Origin of the sequence: Leptospira alexanderi serovar Manhao 3 str. L 60, assembly GCF_000243815.2 — a bacterium.
Taxonomy (GTDB): Bacteria; Spirochaetota; Leptospiria; order Leptospirales; family Leptospiraceae; genus Leptospira; species Leptospira alexanderi.
The window spans coordinates 70,001-88,999 of record NZ_AHMT02000002.1 but is presented as its reverse complement, the minus strand read 5'-3'; the positions used below and the strand labels follow the sequence as shown (position 1 = coordinate 88,999).

Annotated in this window: 13 protein-coding genes and 2 pseudogenes (1 of these 15 running past the window's edge); 8 read left to right on the top strand and 7 right to left on the bottom strand. The window is 38.6% G+C overall.

Annotated features, from left to right (window positions below; all coding sequences use genetic code 11):
- Positions 1 to 328: 328 nt before the first annotated feature.
- Positions 329 to 1,429, top strand: coding sequence for an SH3 domain-containing protein (locus tag LEP1GSC062_RS01210; protein WP_010577317.1), 1,101 nt, complete (start codon positions 329 to 331; stop codon positions 1,427 to 1,429).
- A gap of 258 nt (positions 1,430 to 1,687) precedes the next feature.
- Here the strand turns inward: LEP1GSC062_RS01210 and LEP1GSC062_RS01205 are convergent, their stop codons facing one another.
- Complete coding sequence (locus LEP1GSC062_RS01205; protein ID WP_020983113.1) at positions 1,688 to 2,749, bottom strand: NAD-dependent epimerase/dehydratase family protein; 1,062 nt, start codon at positions 2,747 to 2,749, stop codon at positions 1,688 to 1,690.
- A gap of 41 nt (positions 2,750 to 2,790) precedes the next feature.
- A complete protein-coding gene (locus tag LEP1GSC062_RS01200; protein WP_051201217.1) occupies positions 2,791 to 3,789 on the bottom strand; it encodes an MBL fold metallo-hydrolase in 999 nt (332 codons plus the stop codon).
- 416 nt (positions 3,790 to 4,205) lie between these two features.
- Between LEP1GSC062_RS01200 and LEP1GSC062_RS01195 the strand changes: the two genes are divergently transcribed.
- A complete protein-coding gene (locus LEP1GSC062_RS01195) occupies positions 4,206 to 4,676 on the top strand; it encodes a nuclear transport factor 2 family protein (protein WP_010577313.1) in 471 nt (156 codons plus the stop codon).
- Positions 4,677 to 4,878: 202 nt separating this feature from the next.
- Here the strand turns inward: LEP1GSC062_RS01195 and LEP1GSC062_RS01190 are convergent, their stop codons facing one another.
- Positions 4,879 to 5,988, bottom strand: coding sequence for a catalase family protein (locus LEP1GSC062_RS01190; protein WP_020983152.1), 1,110 nt, complete (start codon positions 5,986 to 5,988; stop codon positions 4,879 to 4,881).
- A gap of 327 nt (positions 5,989 to 6,315) precedes the next feature.
- Between LEP1GSC062_RS01190 and LEP1GSC062_RS01185 the strand changes: the two genes are divergently transcribed.
- Together LEP1GSC062_RS01185 and rdgB are read left to right on the top strand one after the other, a co-directional pair.
- Positions 6,316 to 6,654 (top strand): STAS domain-containing protein, encoded by a 339-nt coding sequence (locus LEP1GSC062_RS01185; RefSeq protein WP_010577312.1) that lies wholly within the window; start codon positions 6,316 to 6,318, stop codon positions 6,652 to 6,654.
- A gap of 7 nt (positions 6,655 to 6,661) precedes the next feature.
- Entirely contained in the window at positions 6,662 to 7,252 is a 591-nt protein-coding gene (gene rdgB, locus LEP1GSC062_RS01180; protein ID WP_010577311.1) for an RdgB/HAM1 family non-canonical purine NTP pyrophosphatase, read from the top strand.
- A gap of 86 nt (positions 7,253 to 7,338) precedes the next feature.
- Here rdgB and LEP1GSC062_RS01175 read toward each other — a convergent pair whose 3' ends face one another.
- Positions 7,339 to 8,973 carry an ABC-F family ATPase gene (locus LEP1GSC062_RS01175; protein WP_010577310.1) on the bottom strand — a complete coding sequence of 545 codons (1,635 nt, stop codon included), beginning with the start codon at positions 8,971 to 8,973 and terminating at the stop codon, positions 7,339 to 7,341.
- A 110-nt stretch (positions 8,974 to 9,083) separates the two neighbouring features.
- Here LEP1GSC062_RS01175 and LEP1GSC062_RS01170 point away from each other — a divergent pair, with 110 nt between their 5' ends.
- Complete coding sequence (locus LEP1GSC062_RS01170) at positions 9,084 to 10,940, top strand: OmpA family protein (RefSeq protein WP_020983110.1); 1,857 nt, start codon at positions 9,084 to 9,086, stop codon at positions 10,938 to 10,940.
- Positions 10,941 to 11,019: 79 nt separating this feature from the next.
- Here the strand turns inward: LEP1GSC062_RS01170 and LEP1GSC062_RS01165 are convergent.
- A pseudogene (locus tag LEP1GSC062_RS01165) lies at positions 11,020 to 11,199 on the bottom strand (IS5/IS1182 family transposase); the annotation flags it as partial.
- 234 nt (positions 11,200 to 11,433) lie between these two features.
- Here LEP1GSC062_RS01165 and LEP1GSC062_RS01160 point away from each other — a divergent pair.
- Positions 11,434 to 12,528: pseudogene (locus tag LEP1GSC062_RS01160) on the top strand (IS110 family RNA-guided transposase).
- A gap of 743 nt (positions 12,529 to 13,271) precedes the next feature.
- Here LEP1GSC062_RS01160 and gpmI read toward each other — a convergent pair.
- Entirely contained in the window at positions 13,272 to 14,912 is a 1,641-nt protein-coding gene (gene gpmI, locus LEP1GSC062_RS01155) for a 2,3-bisphosphoglycerate-independent phosphoglycerate mutase (RefSeq protein ID WP_020983143.1), read from the bottom strand.
- Positions 14,913 to 15,210: 298 nt separating this feature from the next.
- Between gpmI and LEP1GSC062_RS01150 the strand changes: the two genes are divergently transcribed.
- The gene (locus LEP1GSC062_RS01150; protein ID WP_020983140.1) at positions 15,211 to 17,229 is read left to right on the top strand and encodes a hypothetical protein; all 2,019 of its coding nucleotides are present in this window, start codon (positions 15,211 to 15,213) and stop codon (positions 17,227 to 17,229) included.
- 553 nt (positions 17,230 to 17,782) lie between these two features.
- On the opposite strand, the gene LEP1GSC062_RS01145 is transcribed toward LEP1GSC062_RS01150, so the two are convergent.
- Complete coding sequence (locus LEP1GSC062_RS01145; protein ID WP_010577306.1) at positions 17,783 to 18,772, bottom strand: LA_0442/LA_0875 N-terminal domain-containing protein; 990 nt, start codon at positions 18,770 to 18,772, stop codon at positions 17,783 to 17,785.
- Positions 18,773 to 18,989: 217 nt separating this feature from the next.
- Between LEP1GSC062_RS01145 and LEP1GSC062_RS01140 the strand changes: the two genes are divergently transcribed.
- Positions 18,990 to 18,999, top strand: the start of a protein-coding gene (locus LEP1GSC062_RS01140) for an RNA polymerase sigma factor (protein WP_020983147.1). 539 nt of this gene lie beyond the right edge of the window; the window shows 10 of its 549 coding nt (coding positions 1–10); the start codon lies at positions 18,990 to 18,992; its stop codon lies off the right edge, out of view.

Sequence of the window (18,999 nt, the reverse complement as noted above, 5' to 3'; positions counted from 1 at the left end):
TTAAGCTCTTCTATAAATTTTTCGTTGAAATTTAAAATAAAAGTCGAGCTGCAATCCGTAGTACATAAAATGTTTTTCTTAAGTTGCGGTATTTAAGATGAAAATTGTAGTTTTGAGTCTTTCTTATGGTAGTAAATCTGAATTTTAGGACAAGTCGTAAAAATTTTTCTTCGCTTTAAACAATTTAAACGTTAAAGTGAATCGATTCTAATTTTTGGGAGAGAATAAAATCGGAGTAAAACGGGATAAAAGGACTTTGAATAAAAAGGTATGAAAATCCTTTATCCAATCGTATCTTTTTAAAATCCAACATGGGAAAATAACGAACATGGAAAAAATCCGAACTCTTATCCAAATACGAAAACCCGGGCCGATCTGGTTTGTCTTCATTCTTCTTGGTTTCAACTTCGGTTTACTGCAAGCCGAGGAGAAACAATATACAAGATACGTTCTTACTTTGGAAGGAAAATTGAATGTAAGGGAAAAACCAATAGATGGAAAAGTGATCTTTCAATTGGAAAGAGGAGAATCCGTAACAGTCAAAGAAGACTCCCAATTGGTAGAATGGCAGGAAGTAATCGCTAAATCTGGTTCTAAGGGATTCGTATCTTCGGAATTTTTAAGTAAAACGAAACCGGAAGATCTTGAAAACGCAAAACTTTTCGGTTCCATGTCGTCCAATACGGAAGGTTCTTGGTTCCGTTCTTTAGCGATTCGGATTCAAAGCCAATGGCTTTCCGCAAACGATCATTTGGCGGAAGCGTATTTTCTTGAAAAGAAAATGCTTCAAACGAAAGGAAAAGCCTTCGCTTACGAAAGAACAGATATTGCCGGAGAATTTTCCCCCGAAACAATAGAGAGCACAGGTTGCCAGGAAGTTAGAGTTGTTAAAGGGAGTTTAGCCGCATTCAAAAAAATAAATACTCTTCGGAATTCCATTTTTGCGATTTTTGGCTCTAAAATCGGAGACAAAGTTCGATCGGATCTATACAACCCTTCCGAAAAAATTTCCCAATTATTGGATATTTCCACAAAATCCATTTTTAAGAAAAAACACCTTCAACAGCCCGAACTAAAATTCTTAAGCCGGGGAGACTTTTATACCATTAAAACTCCGACAAAGGATTATCTATTTATTCGATATACGATCAAGGTCGGATCTGAAGAAAAATCCTATTATGTGGCGATTCACGAATTTAACAACGAGGTCCTTGGAAAAATAATATTCGAAAAATTTGATGTTCTTATTAACGAGCAGGCGATTTACGGCGGACAATATTACTTTTTAGACGCTTTTGATTTGGATGAAACCGGAGTTCCAATTCTTATTTTCCACCATAACGGTTACGATGGATACATAAACGAATTTGCAAGAATCAAAAACAATCGCTTACAATCGATGTTTTTAACGGGTGGGGACGCTTGTTGATCCTAAGATCCTAACCTTTTCGTAAAAAAATCCGTTTTCACTTCTCGATTTGAAACTTTTAAAAACAGATTTTGTAATTTAGAAAATGTGAGTTAACAAATGCGAAAGCGGTTGTAATGGAAATTCCGTTGGAATATTATGCTGCGATCCATAAAGCAGCACTTTAATTTGACAAACTCGGGTGAAACGCTTTTTACGAAAGCGTTTCAAGCCTTGAAACTTAAATTCTCTATTATCGAATATCCAAAAATTACAAAACTAAAGCATCTTAGAAGAAAGAATTTGTTCTATGTGTTCCACAAAAGTTTCTGATATCGGTCTATAATTAAGCCCCAAATCCTTTTTGCTGTAAGAATGATCGATTTCAAAGGAAAATCCAACGTTACGCGAAATATAAGGCCATGATAACCCGAAAAAAGGACCAATCAGATAAGTTAGGAATTTGGGAAGAGAGGTTTTGGGAGTCGGAAAACGATTTCCATATTTCTCTCGAATCATTTTTGCAACGTCCAAAAATTTTAACGCAATGGCCGAAACGATATGACGTCCTTTTGCTGAAGGAGTAAACCCCGCGAGTATATGAGCCTTTGCTACGTCTCGAACATCCACAAAGCCGATCATTATATCCGGAACTCCGGGAGCATATTTTCCGTTAATCATAGAAAGCATAAAGTTTACGCTTGTTCCATCCGCTCTATCCGAAACGGAAGGTCCCATCACGAACGAAGGATTGATCGTGATAAGATCCCATTTGGATTGAGCGTCCGCGATTTTCCATGCTTCTTTTTCCGCAAGTGTTTTGGAATAGGGATATGGCTGATGAGTTAAACTGCTTGTTGTGTTCCAATTCTCTTCGGAAATGCGATGATTCGGAATGGAAAGAGCTTCTACGTTATCTCCCATAATTGCCGCCACACTCGAAGTCAAAACGATCCTTTTAACGGAAGGACTCACATTTGCGGATTCAAGAACGTTCTTGGTTCCAAAAACCGCAGGTTCTACGAGTTCCTTTTGGGGATCTTTAATTCTGTCTATAAAAAAAGGAGACGCGGTATGAAGAATCAATTCCACTCCTCCTTTATCTTGAATTGCGCTTAAAAAAGATCCTTCCTTTAAAAGATCTGCTTCGTAAAGTTCCAATTTTCCGGGAAAACGTTCGAAAAGTCTGAGAAGATGAGATATCTTTTTAGAATCTGACTTATCCCTTACAGTAGCTCGAACCGAAATTCCATCTTCGAGCAGATATTGAATGATCCAAGAAGCTATATAACCCCCGCCTCCCGTGACGAGAACCGGTTTAGAACGGTCGATTTCTTTCATAATTTTTTTCCAAAAGAATTTTTTGAATCATTCAAGATTCTTTAATTAGAATTTACTATTATACTTTGGTGTCCTGGATGTACTTGAATTTTTGGAAACTTTGAAGCCAGATTTTTTAAAAAGTCCAAACTTATCCTGTTCATTTCCTGATCTTCCGTAAAATCTCCCGGAGTCACGTTATTCTCCCATCCCCAACTCGTGTGACAAGAATCCCCCAAAACAAGCTGATATCCTGATTCACTTTGGACTAAAAATGCAAGACTTCCTTTAGTATGGCCTTCCATATGAAAAATCAATAAAGATTGATCTCCGAAAAAATCAAGGGTACGAAAAGGAGAAGCTTCTTGACTTTCTTGAAAACTTAATTCGTAAAGAGTCGGGTTTTCACCTAACAGTCGATTGGTGGTTTTCTGAACGAATAAATTGAGGAACTTTTTATTGGTCGCCTCTTTGGGACCGATATACATAGGAACGTTAGGTTGGAAGTCCGCACTTCCTAGAATGTGATCCAAATGCAGATGAGTCAGAAAAATACCTTCCACTTTCTTCGGATTTTTATTCAGCCATTCGTCCGCAGTCAGTTGAACCTTGAGAGCTTGGGTATTCATTAGAGACACAATGATCGCAGAGATTGGCCACTCTTTCGGATCTTTTCGAAAAACTTTTGAAATACCGGTATCGATTAAATATCTTCCAAACTTGGGGTGATCAATCACATAAAAGTAAATTTGAATGGGTTCGTCTCCGGATTTTAGAGCGGACGCTTTCGGGTCTTTTAAATTGATAAGTCCGCTTCGTTTCACAGCCCAGTCGGCGGCGATCATCTTCTGAAAAAGAATAGGACCTTTTGAAGTCTGGCTCAGGTTTTGTAAGTCAAACGGTTTTCCCAATTTTATTATGTTGGATGGATGTGAAGTTACTGTACAAGAAGCGAAAAGAAAAAAGCACGAAAGTTTGAATAAATATCTCATGTTTTGTAAAATTTCAAAGAGATAGAAATCGGCAAGATCTATTTGAATCGGAGTATAAGAACTCAACATATTGCTATTTCTTATTGTAGATTGTGATACTGCATCGGTAACGACTTTAGAGTGCAAATCTTTTATTTGAGAAATTGAACATGTTGGTTCCAAAAGAGAAAGAATATCAGATTCTGTCCCTGCCATGACTCTATGGATCGCCGCGGCAGGGATAGAATCTTGCAGCTTGATCTTTCCATAAAGTACGATTAAGTTTTGGAACACACTGTAAATCGGATTGTTTCTTTCGGGAAACCTACTGAACAATTTAAAAGTAATTCTCAACTTATGAAACAGACCTTGGGAAAATTCCTCCGTAAAACGAACGGTTAAATCTTTTCGAAAAGAAATTTACAAAAAGTTCCTCTCGATTTCACTAACAAAATTCAAAAATATATCGGATAAGAAACCGATCTAACACAGATTAAGGAGAATCTATGAAATCTGCCGCCGAAGTTACCAAAGAATTTTACGAAGCTTTTCAGAAAAAAGATGCCACGAAAATGGGTTTACTCTATTCCGATTCCGTAATTTTCAACGATCCTGTTTTTTCCAATCTCAACGTGACCGAAGCCAGGGGAATGTGGCAGATGTTGCTTGCAAGAGGAAAGGATTTGGAGTTAAAATTTGGAGAAATTCAATCCGACGGAGATACCGGGAGAGTAACTTGGGAAGCGACCTATACTTTTTCGAAAACCGGAAGAAAGGTTCATAACGTAATCCGAGCAGAGCTTGTATGCAAAGACGGAAAGATCGTAAAACATACAGATCGATTTGGATTTTATCGTTGGTCAAGACAAGCTCTAGGTTTGCCGGGTTTATTGTTGGGATTTCTTCCTTTTCTTCGAAACAAAGTGAGAACGGAAGCCAGAAGAAATTTGAACCTACATCTTAAAAAGCAGAAATAAACCAAAACTTTTACTAGAAGCTATCTCAAAAATATCTTAGAATAATTGGAATCGGCGTTTTAAGCAAAGATAAAGTATTTTTGAGATAGCTTCTAATTAACACCTACATCGTTTACGTCGGAAAATCGGTGTTATAAATTCCTCTTTTCTTCTTATGAATAAATTCGAATTTAAGAATGTGTTTTGTATGAGAAGTTCGGCATCATTCGATCGGCTCGATTTGTTTTATTCCGTTTTGCTCGTGTCTATACTTTGCAATCGCTTCATATGCAACTTTTCTAACACGGTTGATTCCTCCTAGGGGACGATGTTCCGGTAAGGAATGCCAAGGATTCAACGAAAGATTTTCACAAAAACGATCCCTTTCTGATGTTGCAAATTCTTGTATAGGAATTTCTAACTTAGCAACCGGAACAAACGGAGAATCGTTTTCGTTCCAGTGAACCGCTGGGTCTTCGATTGGCATTGAAATCGGATTTTCCTGTTTCTGAATCATAAATTCGAAACAAGCGGATTTCTCTTTGAGATGAGAAATCATCACTTGACGCAGATAATCGTCCGTGGGATTTTCCGGAACCTCGAGGTTTTTTGTTTCGCAAGGTTTTACGGAATACTTTACTGCATTGGAGTCTTTTCCTAAACGATACGGAGTTGTACTCCAATAGCGGATTTCCAAAACATCTGGAATTTTTTTTCTTCGAATGGAAACAGCTTCTTTCAAGGCGGTCAATTTCCAGTTCCAAGGCATTCCCCCGAAAAAATAGGACATTGGTCGTTTTACGAACGCCGCTTTAAACAAGGCCAGATATTCGTCCGGTGCACCCGCGGGCAGAACGGGATGATTGATCAGTAAAAAATCCTGGGTTCGTTTTTCGTCTGTCGCCAATTTGGGACCGTCGATCGCCAAGAGCTTGATTCCCATTCCTCGAATATCTCCTTCCAGATCCGGTTTTTTTGTAATGGAACCGTTTGAAAAACGAATCCAAGCTGAATATGTTTTAGAAGAATTGAATATTCCGAATTTGAATTCTTCGGGAATAGAAGAGGATACTGTGAAACTCGCTTTGACACAACCGTGTGCAAACGGATGTGCGTCCCGCTTTGTTTCGCTACCTTGGGGATATTTTTCTTTGAGGGAGGAAATTAAAAGTGCGAGTGTGTCTTCTGTTGTTTTTTCTTCTCCCGGAAAGGTAAATTCCTCTCCTGGTTTTAGATCCTTCGGGATTTTAACTCTGGGTCCTTGTCCCACTCGATAGAGTAGCAGGAGTAAAAGGAAAATCCCAAGCGTTATATATCCGATTTTTTTTCCCATCATTACACCCCGGTTGATTCAAAGGATTCAAGGATCGAATCATGAACTTTAGAAAAATTCTTCTCTTTTATTTTTGAGGAATGATAATTCAGTGTTTTTATTTTCTCAGAGAGGGAAGTTGGAAAGGAAAGAATCGGCTTTTTAGATTTAAAATTTGATAAAATGAGAATGAAAAGAAGGTAAAACTTTGTAAAAATTGAAGATTTTTTCTTTCAAGGGGCATAGGAAAAAGCTGAATTTTCAAAAAACGCATCAAAAATCCGATTCAAATTTCGTTTTTTTGTTGAAAAACAAAATTCAAACAGCCACAGAAGTAACGGGACAACCATGGAAATAACCGTACAAGACGATATTCATATCATAAAAATTGCAGGATCCATTCTTCAATCAGACAGCGAAGAATTGGACCGAAGCTTAAGTGAGCACAATTTCGATCCAAGTCCGAAGATTATCATCGATTTGACGGAAGTGAATCATATCTGTTCTACCGCGCTAGGGATCATTGTTTCTTATAAAAAGAAATTTAAAAGTGCGGAAGGTGATATCATCATTGTAGTCAATGACGAGGACCTTTTACAGCTTTTTGAGATCACGATGTTGGATAAGGTTTTTAAAATAGTTCCCAATATCGAAGACGCGTTCGACGAATTTAAGCTGAATCGCTGATCTTTTCTTGAAGCAAATCGTCCTTGCCACAAACAATCAGCACAAAGTAAGGGAAGTTGGTTTTATCCTTTCCGAGTTAGGAATTCAGATCCTTACTCCTAATGATTTGAGAATTTCTTTTAGCGTCGAAGAAACCGGTTTTACATTTGCGGAAAATGCTCTCATTAAAGCGAGAGAATTGTTTCGTTTGACGAAACTTCCTTCCATTGCGGACGATTCCGGAATCTGCGTCTCAGCGCTTGGAGGAGAACCGGGGATTTATTCCGCGAGATTCGGAGGTCCTGGTCTAAAAGACGAGGATCGTGCCCTTCTCCTTTTGGAAAAAATGAAAGAAAATTCGGATCGTAGAGCACATTACACTTGTGTTATCGCTTACGTAGACGAAACCACCGAACAAAGTTTTGAAGGCAGATGTGAAGGAAACATTTCGGAAGAATATGATAGAATCGGAATGTACGGTTTCGGATATGATCCTATTTTTATTTATCCCCCCTTTCAAAAGCCTTTTTCACAGGTTCCGGAAGCGGAAAAAAATTCTGTTTCCCATAGAAAAAAGGCTTTGGAAGGATTTTTAAAATTCTTAAAAACGAAATCGTAAAAGCATCTTTCATAATTTATCCAAAAGACTCTTAGTATTTTCTAACGCGAATCCGCTTTGTCCGCAAAGATATAAGCAAATCTCTGTCAACTTTCCGCAAGAACCGGGCCGCCGGATAAACGTTTGTAGAATTCCGCGCCTTCTCTTTCCAAAAAGTCTTCGTAAGTTCCTTTGAAATCACGGATTCCTTCGGTGGAAACTTCGATCACGCGAGTCGCGAGCGAAGACACAAATTCCCGATCGTGTGAAACAAAAATTACGGTTCCTTCAAATATGGATAAGGCGTAGTTTAGCGCTTCAATCGTTTCCAAATCCAAGTGATTGGTAGGTTCGTCAAGAGCTAAAAGATTGTCTCCGGAGATAATCATTCTTCCGATGATCAACCTGGACTTTTCTCCTCCGGAAAGAACATTCGTGGGTTTTTTAGCCATATCTCCGCTAAATAACATTCTCCCTAAAATAGCACGGATCTCCTCCATCTCGGTTCCGGGATCGGCGTATCTGTAGAGCCACTCTACAAGAGTATCAGCATCTTCTAATATACCTTCTCTGTGATCCTGTGGAAAAACGGAAGACGTAACCGAATCTCCAATCGCGACCTTTCCCGCATCGGGCTCGATCTGTTTCATTAGTGTTTTTAAGAGCGTCGTTTTTCCGACGCCGTTAGTTCCGATGATCGCAATCTTTTCCCCTTTGGTGATGTTGATCGTAAAATCCTTGAAGATGGGTCTGTCGTAGGACTTTGAAATATTTTCCGCTATGATCACATCCTTGCCGAGAGGTTTTTTCATCTTAAAACGAATGTAAGGAGAAACTCTGGATGAAGGTTTGATATCATCGAGTTTGATCTTTTCGATTTGTTTTTGTCTGGAGGTCGCTTGTTTCGATTTACTTGCATTCGCGCTAAAACGGTTTACGAAGTCTTGAAGTTCGGCGATTTTTTCTTTCTTACGCTTGTTTTCGTCGAGTAGCCTTTCGCGAGCCATCGTAGAGGCTTCCATATAATCGTCGTAATTGCCAGGATAAACCGTAAGAGATTGATAATCCAAATCCGCTATATGAGTCGCAATCGAATTGATAAAGTGACGGTCGTGAGAAATTACGATAACAACTCCGCGATAGTTGGTTAAGAATTCCTCCAGCCAGTGAATCGTCTTGATATCCAAGTGGTTGGTAGGCTCGTCTAAAAGAAGAACGTCCGGCTTTTGAAATAATACTTGAGCCAAAAGAACGCGGAGTTTAAAACCTCCGGTTAAAAACGCAAGAGTTTGGGTATGACTCGTTGTGGGAATTCCTAGTCCTTCCAAAAGTTCTCCGGCAGTACTTTCCGCCTCGTAGCCTCCGAGTTCTCCGTATTTTTCTTCGAGTTCGGAAACGCGCATTCCGTCTTCATCCGACATTTCCGGTTTTGAGTAAATTGCGTCCCTTTCTTGAGAAACTTCCCAAAGTTCCTTGTTTCCCATAATGACCGTATTGAGTACGGTTTCGTTTTCATATTCGAAGTGATCCTGTTTCAAGTATCCGACTTTTATTCCCGCATCGATCGAAACGGAACCGTTGGCGCCTTGTTCTATTCCCGCGAGAATTTTCATAAACGTTGACTTACCGGAACCATTCGCTCCGATCAGTCCGTATCTGCAGTTTTCCTTAAACTTTACCGTAACGTTCTCAAAAAGAACTTTTTTACCAAAGTTTAGGGTCAATCCGGAAGTGCTGATCATTTGAGAATACCTGCCAGGGAAGAATCATGACCATGATTTTCAAGATAGGGTTTTTTGCCAAGAAAAAGTAGAATTAAGGACTTTCGAAATTTTACCGAAGTTGAAAACATATGCGTTCTAAACTTCAATCCGTTCTCCCTTTGATCCTGAGTTTTCCATTTCTAACCGGTCTTCAGGCCGAGGATCAATTATGGATCGGAAAAATTCTTCAATTTGGAAAATTACTCAGTACGGAAAACGCATATATTCCAATCGAGTCTAATGAGATTACTTCGGAACTTTCCAAACTCAATGATAAAACCGTAAGAATTCTCTGTAGTATGAGGGGGTCCACTTGCAATCCGATTCGTTACGAGATCTATCCGTTTCTCAACTCGAAAGGGATCGAACCTTGGACGATTAAAAAAATTCCCGATTACGTAAATCATAATATTTTTGCATTCAATCCGACTGTTTCTCCGGACGGGAAATATCTTTTCTGGACCGCTTATATCAAACGTGGCAAATCGGGAACTCAGAAGATCTGGTATTCAAAACTAGACGAAAAAGGATTTTGGGAAGACGGAAAAGAAATGAACGCACCTTTGAACAATGAGATGCCTTCCGCCGTCATTTCCGCATTGCCGGGGGGAAACGAACTTTTCGTCTTCGGAACGTTCGGTGAAAAAGAACTTTTAGACGAGCTCGGAAAAGACTTCGAAGCAAAGGGAGAATTGGCGGCTCGTTCCTCCAAGAACTCCAACGAATACAGAAAAAAGATCGAGGAACTTAGAGCAGAATACGACGAAAAAACGAAGCAGATTACGAGAAGGGTTCCTCTTTATAAAAGTTTTAAGGAAAAGGATTCCTGGTCTAAGCCAAGTATATTAAAGTTTCCTGATTTTTATAATCTCTACAGAAAGAAAAACGATTCAAGCCAGGAAGTTTTCGGGGGCTCCACTCTTTCTTCTTCGGGAAGAATTTTGATCTATTCTTCCCAACATAAGGATTCCAAGGGGAAATTAGACCTTTATGTGAGTAAAATGTTAAGCGACGGAACCTTTCCTTTGGGAACAAATTTAGGCGAAGTTATCAATACGGATCACGAAGAGATGGCTCCGTTTTTAGCAAGCGATGATAGAACTCTTTATTTTTCCAGCGACGGACACAAAGAGATTTCCATTTATATGACGAAAAGAATCGGAGACGGTTGGGATCAATGGACCAAACCAATCGAAGTTTCGGAAAACCTGAAAGGTGTAAATTTCTTTTCGATTCCCGCGAACAGCGACTGGGCTTACATCAGTAAAGACGGTCAGTTGTTTATGGCTTATCTTCCGAAGGAAATGCGTCCCGAAAAAGTAGTGGTTGTAAATGGAAAGGTGACTGACACAGATGGAAATCCTCTCTCTGCCGATATACATTACGAATCTCTAAAGTCTCACGAGAAAATTGGAAGCACAAAAAGCGATCCTTCCACCGGAAACTTCTCTATCATTCTTCCTTTCGGAGAAAATTACGGCTTTTACGCTCAGAAGAAGGGGTATCTTCCTGTATCACAAAATTTGAATTTAAGTTCCAAAAAAAAATTCTCTGAAAAAGTGGAGGTTCTTTTGCAACTTCCCCCGATTCAAGAACGCGGAACAATTCAAATTAATAATTTATTTTTCGAATCCAAAAGTTTTCGAATCGTCCCGGAATCGGAGCCGGAACTTAATCGTCTCGCCGAGATTATGAAAGAAAATCCAGATATTAAAATTCAAATCGAAGGCCATACGGACAACGTCGGAAAGAAGAAGGATAATCTTCTTCTTTCCGAAAAACGTGCGATCGCGATCGCCGAATATCTTTCCGAAAAACATTCAATTCCTATGGAAAGAATTAAGACCCGAGGTTTCGGAGACAGTGTTCCTTTGAGTAAGAACGACTCCGAAGAAGGGCGTAGAAAAAATAGAAGGGTGAACTTTACCATTCTCAAAAGGAAATGAGAATACGTTAATTTACAAAGAGTTTGTCCTAAAACTATCGTTTAGCCATTCTGAAAAGAATAATCGAATATGCTAATATTCAAAAAGCGAAGTAATTCTTTTCCTTGAATTCCCAACAAGTTTTAACGGCACGAAATGCATTCAACCAAGCAAATGTTCTTTCAATTATCCAGCGAAACGGTTTTAATTTCGATAGACGTTTGGGATTTTTAGCATTGGTTTTATTCGGAATTCTTGAATTGATTCTCATCTTACTCATCCCTACATAATAGAGTGTCCAAAATTCCGTGTCTAAACGGGGGATTCGTGCTAAAATTGGCGGTGCTCCTTTATGTAGAGATCAGTAAGACAAAAATGGCGCTTCTGGATATGAAAACGTGGGCTAAATCAAGAAATGTATGAAGACAAAATGGCGCCCCTTCTGGGCTTGAAAACCGTGGGTTAGATGCGAAGCATTTACCACAAAACAAGAAAACCAACAGAAGGAACTAAAGTGAAAAGAAAAGTATATGTAGGAATGGATGTCCACAAAGAAACGATCAGAATTGCGTATTTAACGAGCAATACAAAGGAACTGGTGAAAGAACAACAGATAAAACATAATGAGGTTCAGAACAAAAAATTCGTAAACAAACTAAAATCGGAATGGAACGAAATACATTGTTGTTACGAAGAGGGAGTAACGGGCTACCCGCTTAACAGATATTTAAATTCGTTAGGGGTAAAATGTATTCTGGTCGCACCCGGCAAGATTCCAAGACAAAGTTCTGACAAAATCAAAACGGATAAAAGAGATGCGATCAAGTTAGCGAGATTATTGCGAAGTGGAGATTTAGAATCGATTCATATACCGAGCGAAGAGGAGGAAGCAGTAAGAGATTATTTAAGATCGCGTGACAGTCTTCGTTTGGATTTAGGAAGGAATCGTCAAAGGTTGATGAAGTTTTTATTAAGAAAAGGAAATGTATATTCGACAACAAAGTATTGGACTGTCAGTCATTACAAATGGTTGAATAACCTTCATTTTGAAAATGAGATCCTTCAGGAAACGTTTAACGACTATTACAGCTGAGTGAAAGTTCAGGAAGAGAATCTAAAAGCAATGGATCAAAAGATTCAAGAAATTGCAGAAAGTGAACCGTTTCGAGAGCGAGTGAGAATCTTAAGATGTTTTCGAGGAGTAGATTACTTAACTGCCATGTTTTTACTTTGCGAAGTCTGTGACTTTAAGAGATTTAAAACGGCAGGCTCTTTCATGAGTTTTCTTGGACTGGTTCCCGGAGAATATTCCAGCGGTTCCAAAAGAAAACAAACGGGGATTACAAAAACGGGAAGTCCCAGACTTAGAAGGATTTTGACGGAAGCTGCTTGGCAGCATCGCTTTCCCGGAACAGGAAGTAAGATCGTAACTGCAAGGAGGGTCGGACAACCTGCGTTAGTCGTTGCTTTAGCCGAAAAAGCTTCCTTAAGATTACACAAGAAGTTTCGCAACTTACAGCAAAGAGGAAAAACTCCTCAGGTAATGATAACCGCAGTTTCGAGAGAACTATCCGGTTTTCTTTGGGCAGCGATGAATCTAGTAGCTTAGAGTTAGAATAATGTTTCATCAAATGGTTTTATTCGTTAGAGAAGATGTACGATAAAGGAGGAATACTTGTTGGCTCAGTGTTGAAGCATTTCTGCTTGGCAGATTTGATCTACAACGCGCCCTATCTCGTGACCCATCGGGAACGAGATTTGAGTTTAGGAAGGGTAGTGCTGAGTTGTTTTAAGACTAAGAACAGCTCCCGATGTATAGATTATCCTGCGGTATCCAACCCGCGAATATCAGTCTGATCAATCGTCGCGAATGCTTTTCTCTAACGAGTTAAACTATTTGATGATAAAAGTGCGAAAAAATATTTACTGCTCCGGTGGGGGCGCCATATCAGAGCCGGTCTCAGAGTCAAAAAAATATTTCTAAACGATCCGATAAGTTTGTAATAAAACGCGTGAGCCCACAAATAGTGGGTTATGAACTTTCGAACGAACTTTATTGTTGAAACCCCGTAGAGGTTCCTACATACTTGAGATGGATCTAAATTACTGATCTCATCCATCCTACAAATGATCGTATTTGATTTCCATTTAGGAAGAGAGGATAAGTTTTACAGTTTTATCTTTCAGGTGATTCTAATTTTTGCAGATTCAACTTCACCGAAAAAAGCGAAATTTTTATAAACAATTTTAATCTATGATTTTCGGAAATTTTAATCATAATATCCGGCATATTCCATGGAAATTATACTGCAAAATAATGCGGATCTTTTTGAAGAAAGAGTAGACCTTGTATTAATTTTGAATCAAGGAGGAATGATATCCTTCCGGGGTTTCATATCCCATTACGTCTAAAATTGTGGCCGCAACATTTGCAAGACCGGGATTGGGAAAATTCGAATTCAATCGGATTTTCCTTTCAGGATCTAGAACGGAAAAAGGAACTGGATTAAGCGTGTGGCTCGTCTTAGGAATGGGTTTCCCTTGAGAATTTTTTTCCACGTTTCCCTTTTTATCCAATTGAAACATCTCGTCCGCGTTACCGTGATCGGCCGTAATCAATAAGATAATATTCTGTTTTTCGCATGCTTTCCAAAGGCGCTCCAAACAGCCGTCCAAAAATTCCATCGCTTGAACTGTGGCCGGATAATTTCCGGTATGACCCACCATATCCCCATTGGCGTAATTAACTCGGTAGAAGTCTTGCTTGTTTTCGTTCAGGGCTTTTTCCAAAGCTTCCGTGATCAGAAAGGCTTTCATTTCCGGACTTTGATCGAAGGGAATCACATCGGATTGGATTTCGCGATATTCTTCTGAATTTTGATCGAAATAACCGCTTTTGTTTCCATTCCAAAAATACGTCACATGTCCGTACTTTTGTGTTTCGGATAACGCATACTGTGCTATTTCTGAGTTGGCCATGTATTCTCCTAACGTCCGATTGATCGCAGGAGGAGCGACTAGAAAACGTTCCGGAAGTTTTAGATCTCCGTCGTATTGCATAATTCCTGCATATACAATATTAGGAAGAGGGCCGCGATTGAATTTATCGAAATTTTTTTCGGTGAACGCCAAAGAGATTTCGATCGCTCTATCTCCCCTGAAATTCGTAAAAACTACAGAATCGCCGTCTTGAATTTTACCGACGGGATTTCCGTTTTCCACAATTACAAAAGAAGGAAGATATTGATCGATCACTTTCGGATCTTCCGCACGAAACGTTTCTATCGCTTCTTTGGCGGAGGAAAATTTTCTGCCTTCTCCTTTTACGTGAATTGCCCAGCCTCTTTCTACCATGGACCAATCCGCTTCGTAACGGTCCATGGTAATCGTCATTCTCCCTCCTCCGGAAGCAATACGAATATCAGTTCCGTTTTTTCTAAGAGAACCCAGCCAGGTTTCAAAAGGATTCAGATAATCTAATGCGGATTTCTCGGGAACATCTCTTCCGTCCAGAAGAATATGAAGTCTAATTTTCGTGACTTTTTCGGAGATCGCCTGTAAAATTAACGCCTTTGTATGATCAATATGGGCGTGAACGTTTCCGTCTGAAAAAAGACCTAATAAATGTAAGGTGGATTTATTCTTCTTTATGTTATCAATAACTTCTTTCCAAGCCTGACCTTGGAAAATATCTCCTGATGCAATTGAGTTGGAAACTAATTTGGCACCTTGGTCGAAAATTCGCCCCGAACCGAGAACATTGTGCCCGACTTCCGAGTTTCCCATGTCCTCATCGGACGGCATACCTACAAATTTTCCGTGAGCTTGGATGTGGAGAGTAGGAAATTGATTCCAGACTTGATTTAAAAATGGAAGCTTAGCACCCGCTATCGCATTTCCGAACTCCGGACCTTTAGGGGAATAAGCGACGCCGTCTAAGATAACGAGTAAAACCTTTCTAGATCGAAAGGTATATTTCTTTGAAAGCTTCATATTAGATTCATGGAATCAGCTGGCTATACGGAAAGTCAAGAGATTCAAATATGAAAAAAACTTGGAAATTTGCTTTTCTTTCCTAAATCGAATGAAAAATAAGAACTCATTCTAAGGCCGGTTTTCAGTAAGACTTATTCATTGAATTCGAAGTAGTGTAAGTGGTTCAAATTCTACAGTCTTAGGTCGATTTTGTAGTGGAAAACGTGAGTTTGGAACGAGTTGTAAAATTTTTTCATCTGAAAAGCTTTTTGAAAAATCTGGAAATAATTCTAATAGTTTAAACAGTGGAGAAGCGATGAGCAAACCGGTTTTAAATCAGGCGTTTGGTGGCGGAAATCAAACGCAGAACTTTTTAAAAGTTAAAAAAATCAATGAAGTAGTTAGTTATTATTTAAACGACCGACTTACGCACTCCGTTTATAAGGCGATCGTTTCTCAGACAAGCCATAAGAACGTTAAATCTCAAAATTTATTTCAAGTAGAATCTAGAGTTCCCGAGGCTTCCGAGCTTACGACTGCGGAAGTGGTGTTTCACATCAAACGATTATTGGAAGACGAAGTCGTTCTTCAATTCGCGTACTTTTACATAGATCCTGCCACATCCGACTTAAAATTAAAACCTTGTTACGTCGCTTATACGGATACAGAGCCTGGTGATCTCACACGTATTTATCTTTCTTTGATTGATCTTTCCATCAATTCGATTTTATCGTATTTGGAAAGTAGACCGCCGCTTGGAAAAGAAGTCTTATGGGAAGATCTGGAAACGGATTTTAAGGGCGAGAATATACAAAAGTTGAAACTTTTCTTTAATCCTGAAAGTTTTTTCCAGGCTCCGAATATTAGCATTCCCTTAAATCCCGAATATGTAAAAGATACGTTGATTGAGATTACGGATGGATTGATTAAAAAAGGGAGAATTAGGGAAATACCGGAATTTGGATATTTGGTCGTAAAAATCAAAGAGCTTCAGATGTTATTTGAACTCGTGGATGAATTCCATTTTAAAAAGGTGTTTCCTAAATACAAATGGGCTTTGTCGGATTCATTTGCCGCGATTTCTCATGAAGAAAGGATACATACAAACGATCCATCCGCAACTCCGACGACACTCTTCGGTAAAAAAAGGGCCAAAGCAATTGGGAAAGTTATAGAATCCGATTCGGAAAGAAAACCGAAGCGTAAATTTATGGGAGTCGAACTGATACAGAGTTTAAGCGAAGAGGTTGAAAGTTCGCTCAAAATTTTGTATCAAGAACAGATTCGAAATCGTTTTCACGAGATGACCGATCATCTTTCCAAACAAACCGGGCGCTGGGATAGACTCGTATTATTCATTCCCGATGAGGAATTTAAAACCTATCCTGCTGGATTGAAAAAACTTTTTACGGAAGATTCACATATCGCTTATTCGCCTTGGGAAACAAAGGGAATTACGATGCATTCTTTTATGAGAGTCGACGTGGAAACGGTTAAGTCTGTTATAAAATCATTAACAATGACGGCTAATGTAGATGCGTGGAAGATATTAAGTATTCGTAATTTGATCGAACTTAACGAGGATGCCATACGGACCGTTTTTAATGACGAAGAATTTGTAAAGAATTACGGAAAGGTTCTTCGAAAAGGATATGTAAAGTATTTTCCGTGGTATTTTGGTATTTTGGATTTTGTAGGAGTTGCAAAACTTATTCAGGATATTTTCTTTCAAGCGGCTAAAGAAAAAATTAGATCAGAACAATCATTTTTCAAATCAAAAAATCGAGATATAGCTTTCAAATTGGAGCAAAAGGAAATCCAAGAAAAATTAAAAGAAGATGAAAAGATCAAATCTTTAGAACAAAAATCCAAACTTTCGGAAGCTCTCAACCAGTATTATTTTGAAAGAAATATTCCGCCAGTGTTGAAGGATATTCTTTACGAAGTTCCTGGATATTCCCCTGAATTGATTCATCAGATTATAGAGCGTGATAAATTCATTCTGATATCGGATCCCGATCCTGCAAAAGACAAAACGGATTCGATTTTGATTTATCCGGACGACGAGTCCTTTCGTTTCAGGGCGAAAGAAATTCATAAAGTCTTATCAGAAAAAAAGAAGAATTTAGAATTTAAATTGAGCAACAAAGAGGAAGATTTTCAAAAGGAAAAAATTACCAAAACTTTAAAGTATTTGGATTCTTGGTTTTCTTCCAAGCCGGAAATTTCTAAAGGAACTAAAAGTGGTGCTTCCGTAAATTCAAACGAAGATCCTTATGAAAATTTTCGAAAGGAAATTATAAAGATCAAAGGAAAAGACAAAATTTCCCTATAATTCTAATTGATCACTTCAAGAAGTTATTTCAAAGATAACTTATGATGTTGTTCAGTGATCTTTTAAAACAAAGTAAAGAATACTTTTGAACGAATCTATAGTTTATGTGTTTTCGTTCGAAAAAATTAAGGTGAATAATTTTCTAGCGAGACGCCTGAGTTTCACAAAAATGTTGGAGCGTTTTAGATGCTAGGGTTTTAGAAATTACTGATCCCTACATAAAGAAGTACCGTCAGTTTTAACACAAATCCCCGTTTAGAGGCAGAATTTTGGAAACTCTATTATGTAGAGATCAGTAGTGGATAGGACTTTACACGTATAAAGTCCTAATCCCTATGGTGACTAAACCTTCACCACCGTTTTATTATGAACTTATGGAATGATCGTGACTGATTCTTCTTAAGATTTGTGGGGGGATAGGTTCTAAGAAAAAAGTATATTACCCTAATGAATCTAGAAATTTCTGATATCAGTTCTAAAATACATTTTTGATAAAAAAGAAGAATGTTTACAATTTATCTTTCCTCGAAACAAGATTTATCTTTTAAGAAAATTAAAATTTAACCGTGTAAACAGCGGTAGGTGTGATTTCTGTAAATCCGTTGATTGGATTTTTTACAGTAACGGCTGAAAATTTCCATCCCTCGGTATTTGAGTCGAAAAGTAAAGTTTGTATCTTTTCGTAATTCTTAGCAAATAAAAATGCGTGAATCAATTGTAACCCGTAAACCGCACCTAACAACCATTGGGCTTGATTGTACTGGGATGTCGCGCGATCATAGTTGCTGAAATAAGGATTGGTTGCTGTGGCCGTGGTTAAAATTCTCGTAACTAAGGTGGTTGTACGAACCCTTTCGTCGGAACTGACCGGGTTTAAATTTGGATCCATAAAGGCGACAATAGTGATCGCAGTGGAATTGGATTTATAGTTGTTTTCTTCCGCCGAGGCTTTTTCTTTACAATTATTGACGTATAACGCCGCGCCAGCGAACAACAAAAAGCTGATCACTGCCCATTTTTTTTGTCCTATTTTCCATTGACCCCAACCAGGAAGAATTGCGGATCTACCGGATATGGTCCATTTCGTTTCCTTCCAAGAGGATGGGATTGCTGTTTGTTCGGTTTTGGGTGGCAGTAGTTTCGTAGTAATGACTTTTTTGGGCTCATCCTTTTTAGTGTCTTTCAAATTGATCTCGGAAATTTTGGTTTTGGGAATGATCTGCACTTTTCCTTTAATTTCTATGTGAACTTCGGTTCTTGATTGGTTTACAATTTTACCCTGAAGAGTTTTTCCGTTTTTAAGAACGATCGTGCTTGCCGACAACGGTAAAGAAATCAGAATTATTAAAGCGAAAATTCCCGAAGAAGATATAAGAACCTGTCTCAAAAGAAACTCAATGGCATTACTTTCTACGGATCGCAGTGCCAGGGACAGAACCCGTCGAGCGCTAATAGAAGTGAGACGTTGAGTTACCAGTTTGATCTTTCTGACAAAGTAAACAGGTTTTTTGGGACGCGCTGTAAGTTTAGATATTCGAGGCATAGGATTATGAGAGCTTTTGTTGAGTCTAAAAATAAAAGTCGGTTAGGTAAAATTTCCATTCAGATTACAATTGGTGAGCTTTATCGGGTTTAAATTCATTGAATAGAAAGAATTTTTATGATTCTTAATCGCGCGAAACTTTAGAATTTATCTTTTTATACAACAAATTATCTTTTTGCTTGAAAAAACAAGTACGAATCAGCGACCCTTCATTACTGTGGCACACA